This window comes from Mycobacterium paraense (genome assembly GCF_002101815.1).
In the GTDB taxonomy this organism is placed as follows: domain Bacteria; phylum Actinomycetota; class Actinomycetes; order Mycobacteriales; family Mycobacteriaceae; genus Mycobacterium; species Mycobacterium paraense.
This window is the reverse complement of the sequence record NZ_LQPM01000013.1, coordinates 1-13,211: the sequence shown is the minus strand read 5'-3', so window position 1 is coordinate 13,211 and position 13,211 is coordinate 1. Positions and strand designations below refer to the sequence as shown.

At 69.6% G+C, this 13,211-nt stretch carries 12 protein-coding genes and 1 pseudogene; 11 read left to right on the top strand and 2 right to left on the bottom strand.

Features of this window, described 5'->3' with window-relative positions; genetic code table 11:
• The first annotated feature begins 67 nt into the window (after window positions 1–67).
• From AWB89_RS12030 to AWB89_RS12020, 3 genes are all read left to right on the top strand, one after another.
• Entirely contained in the window at window positions 68–1,180 is a 1,113-nt protein-coding gene (locus tag AWB89_RS12030) for a GGDEF domain-containing protein (protein WP_158089821.1), read from the top strand.
• A gap of 210 nt (window positions 1,181–1,390) precedes the next feature.
• Window positions 1,391–1,942: a PE family protein gene (locus AWB89_RS12025; protein ID WP_085093760.1), complete on the top strand. Its 552-nt coding sequence runs from the start codon at window positions 1,391–1,393 to the stop codon at window positions 1,940–1,942.
• A gap of 99 nt (window positions 1,943–2,041) precedes the next feature.
• Window positions 2,042–2,437 carry a DUF3349 domain-containing protein gene (locus tag AWB89_RS12020; RefSeq protein ID WP_170929047.1) on the top strand — a complete coding sequence of 132 codons (396 nt, stop codon included), beginning with the start codon at window positions 2,042–2,044 and terminating at the stop codon, window positions 2,435–2,437.
• A 7-nt stretch (window positions 2,438–2,444) separates the two neighbouring features.
• Here AWB89_RS12020 and AWB89_RS12015 read toward each other — a convergent pair whose 3' ends face one another.
• Both AWB89_RS12015 and AWB89_RS12010 read right to left on the bottom strand, forming a co-directional pair.
• Window positions 2,445–3,485, bottom strand: coding sequence for an NAD(P)-dependent alcohol dehydrogenase (locus tag AWB89_RS12015; RefSeq protein ID WP_085093764.1), 1,041 nt, complete (start codon window positions 3,483–3,485; stop codon window positions 2,445–2,447).
• Between the two features lie 93 nt (window positions 3,486–3,578).
• A complete protein-coding gene (locus tag AWB89_RS12010) occupies window positions 3,579–4,700 on the bottom strand; it encodes an iron-siderophore ABC transporter substrate-binding protein (protein WP_142280268.1) in 1,122 nt (373 codons plus the stop codon).
• Window positions 4,701–4,804: 104 nt separating this feature from the next.
• Between AWB89_RS12010 and ctaD the strand changes: the two genes are divergently transcribed.
• The 8 genes and pseudogenes from ctaD to AWB89_RS11965 all read left to right on the top strand — a co-directional run bounded on the left by ctaD (window position 4,805) and on the right by AWB89_RS11965 (window position 13,138).
• Window positions 4,805–6,565, top strand: coding sequence for an aa3-type cytochrome oxidase subunit I (gene ctaD, locus AWB89_RS12000; RefSeq protein ID WP_085173824.1), 1,761 nt, complete (start codon window positions 4,805–4,807; stop codon window positions 6,563–6,565).
• Window positions 6,566–6,580: 15 nt separating this feature from the next.
• Window positions 6,581–7,816: a phosphoserine phosphatase SerB gene (serB, locus tag AWB89_RS11995; RefSeq protein WP_085173822.1), complete on the top strand. Its 1,236-nt coding sequence runs from the start codon at window positions 6,581–6,583 to the stop codon at window positions 7,814–7,816.
• A 5-nt stretch (window positions 7,817–7,821) separates the two neighbouring features.
• Window positions 7,822–8,688, top strand: a complete 867-nt coding sequence (locus tag AWB89_RS11990) for an ABC transporter ATP-binding protein (protein ID WP_172405552.1) — start codon at window positions 7,822–7,824, stop codon at window positions 8,686–8,688.
• Entirely contained in the window at window positions 8,685–9,518 is an 834-nt protein-coding gene (locus AWB89_RS11985) for an NUDIX hydrolase (protein WP_085173820.1), read from the top strand. The genes AWB89_RS11990 and AWB89_RS11985 overlap by 4 nt, the downstream gene beginning before the upstream one ends.
• Window positions 9,515–10,186: pseudogene (locus AWB89_RS11980) on the top strand (enoyl-CoA hydratase); the annotation flags it as partial. The gene AWB89_RS11985 and the pseudogene AWB89_RS11980, both read left to right, overlap by 4 nt.
• Before the next feature lie 22 nt (window positions 10,187–10,208).
• Window positions 10,209–11,183, top strand: coding sequence for a class I SAM-dependent methyltransferase (locus AWB89_RS11975; RefSeq protein ID WP_085093776.1), 975 nt, complete (start codon window positions 10,209–10,211; stop codon window positions 11,181–11,183).
• A gap of 8 nt (window positions 11,184–11,191) precedes the next feature.
• Window positions 11,192–12,373 (top strand): THUMP-like domain-containing protein, encoded by a 1,182-nt coding sequence (locus AWB89_RS11970; RefSeq protein WP_085174489.1) that lies wholly within the window; start codon window positions 11,192–11,194, stop codon window positions 12,371–12,373.
• A 69-nt stretch (window positions 12,374–12,442) separates the two neighbouring features.
• The gene (locus tag AWB89_RS11965; RefSeq protein WP_085093778.1) at window positions 12,443–13,138 is read left to right on the top strand and encodes an esterase; all 696 of its coding nucleotides are present in this window, start codon (window positions 12,443–12,445) and stop codon (window positions 13,136–13,138) included.
• The last annotated feature ends 73 nt before the right edge of the window (window positions 13,139–13,211 follow it).

Sequence of the window (13,211 nt, the reverse complement as noted above, 5' to 3'; positions counted from 1 at the left end):
ACTGTTCCTTTCTACGACCTTCTCGCGCTGCTGCGCGCGCGATGCTTCTTTCGGAGGTTGCCGACGGATGTCCCGGCCGATTCCTTGGCGCAATAGGCCCGACAAGTACGAGTGGATCAAGGCGTTTCTCTGCCAGCGCGGACGGTTGCGTGCCGCACAGCGGATCATGGCTGTCGTCTGCGCGTCGGCGGCGATGGCGCCGTTGAGCGCGTTGTTCAGCCAACACCACCCGAGCGTGGGCGCGGTGGTCGTGGGCGGGCTCATCATCGCGTTCAGCATCGGCATGACCGCCTTCTGGCTGACGCGCTGGCCCACGCGACGGCAGTCAGAGGCCACCGCCATGATCGGCTTGCTGTGTGTCGGTGGGTGGAGCGTGGTCCAGCCCACCGCGGCTCTCTCCGCCCTGGTCTGTACCGCCACGACGGTTACGGGTGCCTACACCGCGGTATTCCACCGACGAAAACTCGTGCTGTTCCACTCCGCAGTGGCTGTCGCGATCGCGCTCGCGGCGGTGGCGCGCCTGGCCGGCGACGTCAGCATCGCCGCGGCGATAGGGGCGTTCTGGTTGATCAATTTCGTCAATGTGTCTGTGCTGCTTGGTGCTTGGGGTATGTCGCAGGCCATGCGGGGGTACGCGCAGCGCTCCGAAGAGGATGCGCTCACCGGCCTGTTGAACCGGCGCGCGTTCGTGGAGGTGGTCGGCCATCGCCTTGCGAATCCGTCCCATGCGCATAGCCGTCTGGCGGTGGTGATGATCGACCTGGACAACTTCAAACGCATCAACGACACCCATGGTCATTGCGTGGGCGATGATGCGCTTCGGGCGGTCAGTAGGTTGCTGATCGAGCACACGCCCCCCGACGCCATCATCTGCCGCGCCGGCGGCGAGGAGTTTCTCATCGCGCTAACCTGTGCGACTTCCGAGATAGAGCCGCTGGCCGCGCGGATTTGCGCCGCCGTGACGAGCCTTTCCCCCAAGATGACGGCGAGTATCGGCACCGCCAGCGCCGAGGTGAATTTCGTGAGCGGTCGCGATATTACCGCCCGCATCGAGCAGCTGATCGCGATCGCTGACGACGCGATGTACGCCGCCAAGCGCAGCGGCGGAAATCGGGCTCGCCACGCGAGCCAGGTGGCCGGGCCGATTATGGACCGTCCGACGAGAACGGCCACTATTTAACAGCTCGGCACCATCCGGGTGTTTATCGGCAAATGTGACGAAATCCGCCTTACCGCCGCGCATTTGGAATACAAACCAAGGCGAAACCATCCACTTTGGTCCTGTTGTTCGGTCGGCTGCGGCAATTCCAGGCGCCGCGGCGCCGGTCAGGTGAGCAATTGACGAAGAATTGGCGAAGAACTATGTTTATTCCGGCCAGGGGGCGGTGCGATGAAAGGACCGAAGATGCCTGGTGTTATCGCCGTTCCGGATGTGATTTCAACGGCCGCAAATGAATTGACTCACCTGGGTTCGACACTCGACATCGCCCGCCTGACGGCCGCCGAGCCGACCGTTTCCCTGCTGCCGGCCGCCGCCGACGAGGTATCGGCGGGCATCGCCAGCGTCATGTCGACCCACGCCGCCGCCTTTCAGGCGATCGCGCAGAGCGCGTCGAGCTTCCATCAGCAATTCGCACACAACCTCACCGCCGCCTCGGCGTCCTATTCCGGCGCCGAGTCCGGGATCGCCGCGACGCTCACGCCGACATTCCTCACGCTGCCCCAATTCTTCCAGGCCGTCACGAGCGATTTAGCCGCCTCCGCGGGCAATTTCGTGCACTCGTTCGGTGCCTTTCCGAACCTCGCGTGGGATCAGTTGGGCCGCGTCGCCGACGATGTGGTGCTCATCCTCTTCTTTCCGATCACATATCCGCTGACCGCCATCAGCGTGTTCGCCATCGAGGCCGTACTGGACGCCGTCATCAATGGCCTGACCGCGTAACCGACGCGCGGGACTGCTGATCGGATCGTGAACGGCGCATGAATTGTCGGGGCGGTCAGGCCCTACGGTGGCGCCGCTGACCGCGCACCCGTGACACTTATGGGCGTGGCGATAACCCCATCTTCTACGGCCGCTTTTTTCCGTTCAGTGATCCGGTGGCTGCAGTGCGGCTACCCCGACGGCGTTCCCGGACCCGACCGCGTTCCGCTGCTCGAACTGCTGCGCAGCACGCCCTTGACCGAGGATGAGATCAAGGACGTCGTCGACGAGATCGACGAGGAGGTCGAGGCGGGCGACGCGATCGACCGCGACGTGATCGCCGATTTCATCGCCGGTGTGACCCACCACGACGCCGGTCCCGAGAACATCGCGCGGGTGGCCGCCAAGCTGGCCGCCGCCGGCTGGCCTCTGGTCGGCATCTCCAAGGGACCGGAAACGGTCGCCGAGCAGGGCGCGGCGAACGGCGAACCGGAACCGGCCTCGGAGCGCGCCTGAAAGGCCGCTACAGCTTCGAGATGTCGATCACGAAGCGGTAGCGCACGTCGCTGGCGAGCACCCGCTCGTAGGCCTCGTTGATGTAGTCGGGCTCGATGAGCTCGATCTCCGGCGTCACGTCGTGCTCGGCGCAGAAGTCCAGCATCTCCTGCGTCTCGGCGATCCCGCCGATGTTCGACCCGGACAGGCTGCGCCGGGCCAGGGCCAGCGGGAACGCGTGCAGCTGCATGGGGTGCTCGGGGATGCCGAGCTCGACGAGCGTGCCGTCGACGTCGAGCAGGCCCATGTAGTCGTCGAGCGGCAGGTTCGCCGAAACGGTGTTGAGGATCAGGTCGAAGCTGCCCCGCAACTTCTTGAAGGTGTCCGGGTCCGCCGTCGCGTAGTAGTTGCTGGCGCCCAGGCGCAGCCCGTCCTCCATCTTCTTCAGCGACTGCGACAGCACCGTCACCGGCGCGCCCATCGCCGCGCCCAGCTTCACGCCCATGTGCCCCAGGCCGCCCAGGCCGATGATCGCCAGCCGCGTGTCGGGCCCCGCCTTCCAGTGCCGCAGCGGGGAGAACAGCGTGATGCCGGCGCACAGCAGCGGCGCCGCCTTGTCCAGCGGCAGGGAGTCGGGGATGCGCAGGACGAAGTTCTCGTCGACGACGATCGCCTGGCTGTAACCGCCCTGCGTCGGCGTGCCGTCCTTGTCGATGGAGTTGTAGGTGAAGGTCGCGCCCGGCTTGCAGTACTGCTCGAGCCCGGCCTTGCAGCTGCTGCACTCGCCGCAGGAGTTGACCATGCAGCCCACGCCGACGTGGTCGCCCACCTTGTACTTGGTGACCTCGGAGCCGACGGCGGACACCACGCCGGCGATCTCGTGGCCGACGACCACGGGGTAGTTCGGCGTGCCCCATTCGCCCTTGGCGGTGTGGATGTCCGAGTGGCAGATCCCGGCGAACTTGATGTCGATCGCGACGTCGCGCGGGCCGGGGTCGCGACGGTCGATGGTGGTCTTGGTCAGCGGTGCCGTCGGCGAAGTGGCGGCGTACGCCGAAACTGTGCTCATGAATATCCCTCTTTGATGTCGATGCGTCCTCAAGAAGTTTAGCTAAGGTAATGTTCTCGGGCCACTCGGCGGGGTGGCGGCCCGCCCCGGCGGCTAGTTTATCGGGGCGTTGACCAGGCGCAGGTCGTCGACGATGCCGCGGGCCGCGATCACGCCCTCGCCGGTTTGCCACACCTCGTCGTTGACGATGTACACCCGATTGTCGCGATTGGCGGACAGCTTGCGCCACGGGTTGCTGTCCAGCACGGTGGCCGCGCGGTCGGCGGCGGCCGGGGTGGCGCAGGACATGTAGACCACGTCGGCGTCGGCGGCCGAGAGATCCGGGTTCTTGGCGAGATCGGCGTCGGTGGCGGGAATCTCGAGGTACGGCTTGTCGGTGAACCGCTGGGCGGCCGGGCGGTCCACCCCGACCGCGCCGAGCACGCTCGCCGGGAAGTTCCTGGCCCCGTAGACCCGGATGGCGCTGGTGGTCAGCTGCACGATCGACGCCTGGAAGTGGGAAGCGTCGTGGCTGCCACCGATCTGGGTGGCCCGCTGGGTGAAGCCGTTGATCAGCGCGTCCGTCGCGGCGGTGCGCGCCGTGGCCGCGCCCACGCCGCGCACGTTGTCCTGCCAGGCCGCGCCCGGCGCCGCCGTGAACACCGTGGGCGCGATCGCCGCGAGCTGCGGGTAGAGCTTGGGGGTCAGCCCCTCCGACCCCAGGATCAGGTCGGGGTGGGCCGCGGCGATGCCGCCGAGGTCGGGGTTGCTGCGGGTGCCGACGCCGGGCAGGCCGTGCACCGCGCTGCCCAGGTAGGCGGGCTGGCTCGAGGCGCCGTCCGGCAACGCGGCGGCGACCACCCGCGATTGCAGTCCCAGGGCGCACAGGGTGTCGAGCTGGTCCCCGGACAGCACCACGATGCGGCGCGGTTCGGCGGGCACCGCGACGGTGTCGGGGGTGATGCCGGCCGCGTTGCGGGCCTGGCGCGTCGGCGGCCCCGGATCGTCCGGCGCGGCGTCGCGCGCGCACGACTCGTCGGGCCGGCGATCGTTGCCCAGCACGCCGGCGCCCGCGATCTGGGTGGTCGGCGTGATCAGCGACCGGGACGACGGCTTGGAGCCTTCCGAACCGCATCCGGCGCACGCCGCGACGACGGCCGCCAGAGCGGCCGCCGCCATGATCGATCGCCTCCCCAGCACGCGTTTCACGCTAACATTCGGCGACTTCGGGGCCATTTACGACAGTTTGTAGGACTGCCCCTGACGCCGAGTTCGTCGGGGGCTAAGATTCGGAGTCAATACTGGGTTCGGGCCCTGTCCGACGATGTTTGGAGGAGCTGTTGACAGCCGAAGCCCCCCCGCTGGGAGAACTCGAGGCCGTCCGTCCGTACCCGGCCCGGACCGGTCCCAAAGGGAACCTTGTCTACAAGCTGATCACCACGACCGATCACAAGCTGATCGGCATCATGTACTGCGTCGCCTGCTTCATCTTCTTCTTCCTGGGTGGGCTGCTGGCGCTGCTGATGCGCACCGAGCTGGCGGCGCCGGGACTGCAGTTCCTGTCGAACGAACAGTTCAACCAGCTGTTCACCATGCACGGCACGATCATGCTGCTGTTCTATGCCACCCCGATCGTGTTCGGCTTCGCCAACCTGGTGCTGCCGCTGCAGATCGGCGCGCCCGACGTCGCCTTCCCGCGGCTGAACGCCTTCTCGTTCTGGCTGTTCTTGTTCGGCGCGACGATGGGCGCGGCCGGCTTCATCACCCCGGGGGGCGCCGCCGACTTCGGCTGGACCGCCTACACGCCGCTGACCGACGCCATCCACTCGCCCGGCCCCGGCGGGGACCTGTGGATCATGGGCCTGATCGTCGCCGGTCTGGGCACCATTCTGGGCGCGGTCAACATGATCACCACGGTGGTCTGCATGCGCGCGCCCGGCATGACGATGTTCCGGATGCCCATCTTCACCTGGAACATCCTGGTGACGTCCATCCTGGTGCTGATCGCGTTCCCGTTGCTCACGGCGGCGCTGTTCGGCCTGGCCGCCGACCGGCACCTGGGGGCGCACGTCTACGACGCCGCCAACGGCGGAGTCCTGTTGTGGCAGCACCTGTTCTGGTTCTTCGGCCACCCCGAGGTCTACATCATCGCGCTGCCATTCTTCGGCATCGTCACCGAGATCTTCCCGGTGTTCGCGCGCAAGCCGATCTTCGGCTACACCACGCTGGTGTACGCGACGCTGTCGATCGCGGCGCTGTCGGTCGCGGTGTGGGCGCACCACATGTTCGCCACCGGAGCCGTTCTGCTGCCGTTCTTTTCGTTCATGACGTATCTGATCGCGGTGCCCACCGGGATCAAGTTCTTCAACTGGATCGGCACGATGTGGAAGGGCCAGTTGACGTTTGAGACGCCCATGCTGTTCTCGGTGGGCTTCGCGGTCACCTTCCTGCTCGGCGGCCTGACCGGTGTGCTGCTGGCCAGCCCGCCGCTGGACTTCCACGTGACCGACACCTACTTCGTCGTCGCGCACTTCCACTACGTGCTGTTCGGCACCATCGTGTTCTCCACGTTCGCGGGCATCTACTTCTGGTTCCCGAAGATGACCGGGCGGCTGCTGGACGAGCGACTGGGCAAGCTGCACTTCTGGCTGACCTTCATCGGCTTCCACACCACATTCTTGGTGCAGCACTGGCTGGGCGATATGGGGATGCCGCGGCGCTACGCGGACTACCTGCCCACCGACGGGTTCCAGGGGCTGAACATCGTCTCGACGATCGGCGCCTTCATCCTCGGCGCGTCGATGTTCCCGTTCGTGTGGAACGTCTTCAAGAGCTGGCGCTACGGCGAGGTGGTGACCGTCGACGACCCCTGGGGCTACGGCAACTCGCTCGAGTGGGCGACCAGCTGCCCGCCGCCGCGGCACAACTTCACCGAGCTGCCCCGGATCCGTTCGGAGCGACCGGCTTTCGAATTGCACTACCCGCACATGGTGGAACGGCTGCGCGCGGAGGCGCACGTCGGGCGGCACGCCACGGCGCTCGAGTCGCCGAAGGGATTCGGGCCGCGAACCGAAGCGGACCGCTCCACTGCTGAGCAGTAGCGGCGGCAGCCGGGAGTGAACTCTCCAGCCAAGGTGTCGGTGCTGATCACCGTCACCGGCGTGGATCAGCCGGGCGTCACGTCGGCGCTCTTCGAGGTGCTGTCGCGGCACGGGGTCGAGCTGCTCAACGTCGAACAGGTGGTGATCCGCGGGCGCCTGACGCTGGGCGTGCTGCTGTGTTGCCCGCCGGAGGTCGCCGACGGCGGCGTGTTGCGCGGTGACGTCGAGTCCGCCGTCCGCGGGATGGGCCTGGACGTCAGCATCGAGCGCAGCGACGACGTGCCGGTCATCCGGGACCCGTCGACCCACACCGTGTTCGTGCTCGGGCGCCCGATCACGGCGCGGGCGTTCGGCGCGGTGGCCCGGGAACTGGCGGCGCTGGGCGTCAACATCGACCTCATCCGCGGCGTCTCCGACTACCCGGTCACCGGCCTCGAGCTGCGGGTGTCGGCGCCGCCGCTGGCCGACGGCGCGCTGCGCAACGCGCTGACCCGGGTGGCCGCCGACGAGGGGGTGGACGTCGCGGTCGAGGAGTACAGCCTGGAGCGGCGCGCCAAACGGCTCGTGGTGTTCGACGTCGATTCCACGCTGGTGCAGGGCGAGGTCATCGAGATGCTGGCGGCCCGGGCCGGCGCGCAGGGAGCCGTCGCCGCGATCACCGAGGCCGCGATGCGCGGCGAGCTGGATTTCGCGCAGTCGCTGCTGCAGCGGGTGGCGACGCTCAAGGGCCTGCCGGCCACCGTGATCGACGAGGTCGCCGAGCAGCTGGAGCTGATGCCCGGCGCCCGGACGACGATACGGACGTTGCGGCGCTTGGGTTTTCACTGCGGCGTGGTGTCCGGCGGCTTTCGCCGGATCATCGAGCCGCTGGCGAAGGAGCTGGCGCTCGACTATGTCGCCGCCAACGAGCTGGAGATCGTCGACGGGACGCTGACCGGCCGGGTCGTCGGGCCGATCATCGATCGGGCCGGCAAGGCGGCGGCGCTGCGGGACTTCGCGCAGCAGGCCGGGGTGCCGATGGCGCAGACCGTGGCGGTCGGCGACGGCGCCAACGACATCGACATGCTGGCCGCGGCCGGCCTGGGCGTGGCGTTCAACGCCAAGCCGGCGTTGCGGGAGGTCGCCGACGCGTCGCTGAGCCATCCCTACCTGGACACCGTGCTGTTCCTGCTGGGCGTGACGCGCGGGGAGATCGAGGCCGCCGACGCGGTGGACGGCCAGCTGCGCCGGGTCGAGATCCCGCCGGATTAGTGGCGATCGCGGTACGGCACGATGGTCGGGTGCCCGAAAGCGGAAGTGAGGCAGCCGACCCCGATCTGCTGATCGACTTCAGGAACGTGTCGCTGAAGCGCGGCGGCCGCGTCCTGGTCGGGCCGCTGGATTGGGCGGTGGAACTCGACGAGCGCTGGGTGATCATCGGGCCCAACGGCGCCGGCAAGACGTCGTTGCTGCGCATCGCCGCGGCCAGCGAGCACCCCTCGTCGGGCGTGGCGTTCGTCCTCGGCGAGCGGCTGGGCCGGGTCGACGTTTCCGAGTTGCGTTCGCGGATCGGGCTGAGTTCCTCGGCCCTGGCGCAGCGGATCCCCACCGACGAGCTGGTGCGCGACCTCGTCGTGTCGGCGGGCTACTCGGTGCTGGGCCGTTGGCGGGAGCGCTACGAGGACGTCGACTACCAGCGGGCGATCGACATGCTGGAAAGCCTTGGCGCCGAACACCTCGCGGACCGCACCTACGGCACCCTGTCGGAGGGGGAGCGCAAGCGGGTGCTGATCGCGCGCGCGTTGATGACCGATCCCGAACTGCTGCTGCTCGACGAGCCCGCGGCCGGCCTGGACCTGGGCGGCCGGGAGGAGCTGGTGGCCCGGCTGGCCGATCTGGCGGCCGACCCCGATGCGCCCGCGCTGGTGCTGGTCACTCATCACGTGGAGGAGGTTCCGCCCGGCTTCAGCCACTGCATGCTGCTGTCGGAGGCCAAGGTGGTCGCCGCCGGCCTGCTGCCCGACGTGCTGACCGCCGAGAACCTGTCGGCCGCGTTCGGCCAGTCCATCGCCCTCGACGTCGCCGACGGGCGTTATTTCGCCCGCCGCGTCCGCACCCGCGCAGCCCACCGGAGGCAACTATGAGTTCACCGCAGGACCCGCCGCCGCTGGTGCCCCGGCCCGCCGCGACCGTGATGCTGATCCGCGAGGACCCGGACGGCATCGCGGTGTTCCTGATGCGCCGGCACGCCCGGATGGAGTTCGCGGCGGGGACGATGGTGTTTCCCGGCGGCGGCGTCGACGACCGGGACCGCAACGCCGACATCGCGTGGGCCGGGCCGCCGCCGGCGTGGTGGGCGCAGCGGTTCGGCATCGAACCCGACCTGGCCGAGGCCCTGGTCTGTGCGGCCGCCCGGGAGACGTTCGAGGAATCGGGGGTGCTGTTCGCGGGGCCGGCGGGCCAGGGCCTGACGGCACCGGACAGTATCGTCGGGGACGCCTCGGTGTACGCCGACGCCCGCCGAGCGCTGGCCGACGGGACGCTGTCGTTCGCGGACTTCCTGCGCCGCGAGAACCTGGAGCTGCGCTCCGACCTGCTGCGGCCCTGGGCCAACTGGGTCACCCCGGAGGCCGAGCGCACCCGCCGCTACGACACCTATTTCTTTGTGGGGGCCCTGCCGCAGGGGCAGCGGGCCGACGGGCAGAACACCGAGTCCGACCGCGCCGGCTGGACCACGCCGCAAGCCGCCATCGACGACTTCGCGGCCGGCCGCTGCTTTCTGCTGCCGCCGACCTGGACGCAGCTGGACTCCCTGGCCGGGCGCACCGTCGCCGACGTGCTGGCCGTCGAGCGCCAGATCGTCACGGTGCAGCCGCACCTCGAAATCCAGGGCGAGAACTGGGTTTTCGAGTTCTTCGACTCCGACCGCTATCACCAGGCCCGCGAGGCGGGCGGCATGGGGTGGCGGCATTGAGGGAGTTCGTCAGCGTCGTGGTCAGCGACGGGACGCGGGACGCCGGCCTGGCCATGCTGCTCGTGTCGCGACCGCCCACGAACGCGATGACCCGGCAGGTCTACCGCGAGATCGTCTCCGCGGCCGACGAGCTGGGCCGCCGCGACGACGTCGCCGCCGTGATCCTGTTCGGCGGCCACGAGATCTTCTCGGCGGGCGACGACCTGCCCGAGCTGGAGACGCTGACCGCCCCGGAGGCCGCCGCCGCGGACCGGGTGCGCCGGCAGGCCGTCGACGCCGTGGCCGCGATCCCCAAGCCGACGGTCGCCGCGATCACCGGCTACGCGCTGGGCGCCGGCCTGACGCTGGCGCTGGCCGCCGACTGGCGGGTCAGCGGCGACAACGTCAAGTTCGGCGCCACCGAGATCCTGGCGTGCCGGGTCCCGGGCGGCGGGGGAATGGCGCGCCTGGCCCGCGCCGCCGGGGCGAGCAGGGCCAAGGAGCTGGTGTTCAGCGGGCGGTTCTTCGACGCCGAGGAGGCCCTGGCGCTGGGCCTCATCGACGAGATGGTGGCCCCCGACGACGTCTACGACGCCGCGGCGGGGTGGGCGCGCCGCTTCCTGGAGGGGCCGCGGCACGCGCTGGCCGAAGCCAAGGCCGGAATCAATGCCGTTTTCGGTCCGCCGCCCCGCGCCGATTAGGCTGCCCTGCATGACGACGAGTTCGACCGACGCCGTTCCCAACCCGCACGCCACCGCCGAGCAGGTGGAGGCCGCGCGGCACGACAGCAAGCTCGCCCAGGTGCTCTACCACGACTGGGAGGCCGAGACCTACGACGAGAAGTGGTCGATCTCGTATGACCAGCGCTGCGTCGACTACGCGCGGGACTGCTTCGACGGCGTCGTTCCCGACGAGGTGCACAGGGAGCTGCCGTATGACCGCGCGCTCGAATTGGGTTGCGGGACCGGGTTTTTCCTGCTCAACCTGATCCAGTCCGGGGTGGCGCGGCGCGGGTCGGTCACCGACCTGTCGCCGGGCATGGTCAAGGTCGCCACCCGCAACGGGCAGTCGTTGGGGCTGGACATCGACGGCCGCGTGGCCGACGCCGAGGGCATCCCGTACGACGACAACACCTTCGATCTGGTGGTCGGCCACGCGGTGCTGCACCACATCCCCGACGTCGAGCTGTCGCTGCGCGAGGTGGTCCGGGTGCTGCGCCCCGGCGGCCGGTTCGTGTTCGCCGGCGAGCCGAGCAACGCCGGCGAGGTCTACGCGCGCGCCCTGTCGACGCTGACCTGGCGGGTCGTCACGAATGCGACCAAGCTGCCGGGCCTGGGCGGCTGGCGGCGCCCGCAGGCCGAGCTGGACGAATCCTCGCGCGCCGCGGCGCTGGAGGCGCTGGTGGACCTGCACACCTTCGCGCCGCAGGACCTGGAGCGGATGGCCGGCAACGCCGGCGCGGTCGAGGTGCGGACCGCCACCGTGGAGTTCACCGCCGCGATGCTGGGCTGGCCGCTGCGCACGTTCGAATGCGCGGTCCCGCCCGGGCGCCTGGGCTGGGGCTGGGCGCACTTCGCGTTCAACAGCTGGAAGGCGCTGAGCTGGCTGGATGCCAACGTGTCCCGGCACCTGGTGCCGAAGGGCTGGTTCTACAACGTGATGGTCACCGGGGTCAAACCCTCCTGAGTGCCGGGCTGCGATGGCGCAGCGACGACGTCAGCTACCTGCGGTCGGAATCGGGGACCGCGGCGCTGGCCGTCGTCGGCGAACTCGAGCTGACGGAAGCCACCCGGATCGCCGACGTCGCGGCGGCGCGCGCCCGGTTCGGTGAGCGGGCGCCGGTGCTGGTGGAGACGGCGCTGCTGCGCCGTCGCGCCCCGGACAAGCTCGGGGAGCTCGGCGACGTATCGAACTGGCTGTTCACCGACGAGGCGCTGCAGCAGGCCACCGCCGCGCCGGTGGCCCTGCACCGGGCCGGCCGGCTCGCGCGGGCGGGCGCGCCGGTGCACGACGCGACCTGTTCGATCGGCACCGAGATGGCCGCACTGCGCGGCGCGGGGATCCGGGCCGTGGGCAGCGACATCGACGCGGTGCGCCTCGCGATGGCCCGCCACAACCTGGGGCCGGCCGCCCACCTCTGCCGCGCCGACGCGCTGCGGCCGATCACCCGTGACGCGGTCGTCGTCGCCGACCCGGGGCGCCGTCACGGCGGGCGACGGCGCTTTCATGTCGAGGACTACCAGCCGGGCCTCGGTGCGTTGCTCGACACCTACCGGGACCGTGACTTCGCCGTAAAGTGTTCCCCCGGAATCGATTTCGATCGGGTGCGCCGCCTCGGTTTCGGCGGCGAGATCGAGGTGACGTCGTATCGCGGGTCGGTCCGGGAGGCTTGCCTGTGGTCGGCCGGGCTGTCGGGGCCCGGTGTGCGCCGGCGGGCGAGCGTGCTGGATCGCGGCGAGCAGATCACCGACACCGAACCGGACGAGTGCGGTGTGCGGCCGGCCGGGCAATGGATCGTCGACCCCGACGGCGCGGTGGTCCGGGCCGGGCTGGTGCGCCACTACGGCGCCCGCCACGGGCTGTGGCAACTCGACCCCGACATCGCCTACCTGTCCGGGGACCGGCTGCCGCCTGGTGTGCGCGGCTTCGAGGTGCTCGAGCAGGTGGCGTTCGACGAGCGCAGGCTGCGACGGTCGCTGGCGGCGCTGGACTGCGGGGCGCTGGAGATCCTGGTCCGCGGGGTTCGTGTCGACCCCGACGCGCTGCGCCGACGGCTGCGGCCGCGCGGCGACCGCCCGCTGTCGGTGGTCATCACCCGCATCGGCTCCGGCGCGGACGGTCACGCGACGGCCTTCGTCTGCCGGGCCTCGCGATAGCCCGCGGGTAGGCTGGCTGCGGTCACTTTGGTAGGCGCCCCGCCCTAAATCTGCGAGGACAATTCGACGATGCGTTACCCGATAGCGGCCGCGGCGCTGTTGGCCGCGGTCATGCTGGCCTGGCCGCAGGCCCCCCGCGCGGCCGCCGAGCCGCCGTCGTGCGCCGGCGTGGGTGGCACCGTCGAGGCCGGGCAGATGTGTCGCGTCCACGCCGCCGGGCCCACCTACATGCTCAACATGACGTTCCCGGCCGACTATCCCGACGAGCAGGCGCTGATCGACTACGTCACGCAGAACCGCGACGGGTTCATCAACGTCGCCCAGGGCTCCGGGGCGCGCGATCAGCCCTACCAGATGGAAGCCACCACCGAGCAGCACACCGCGGGCCAGCCGCCGCACAACACCCGCAGCGTCGTGCTGAAGTTCTTCCAGGACGTCGGCGGGTCGCGCACGTCCACCTGGTACAAGGCGTTCAACTACAACCTGGGCAGCAAGCAGCCCATCACCTTCGACAACCTGTTCGCGCCGGGCGCGCCGCCGCTGGACGCCATCTTCCCGATCGTGCAGCGCGACCTGAACCGGCAGAACCCGTTCGGGGCGGCCATCCTGCCGTCCAACGGGCTTGACCCGTCGCACTATCAGAACTTCGCCATCACCGACGACCAGCTGATCTTCTACTTCGCCCCGGGCGAGATGCTCCCGGCGTTCGCCGGCCCGGCCCAGGCCCAGGTGCCGCGCAACGCCATTCCGCCGCTGGCGATCTAGCTGTACTCGGTCATCAGGTTGGTCGCAGTCGGCTGATCGGGGGTCGTCCTGCGAGTGCGCTGTGGCGTCGTCG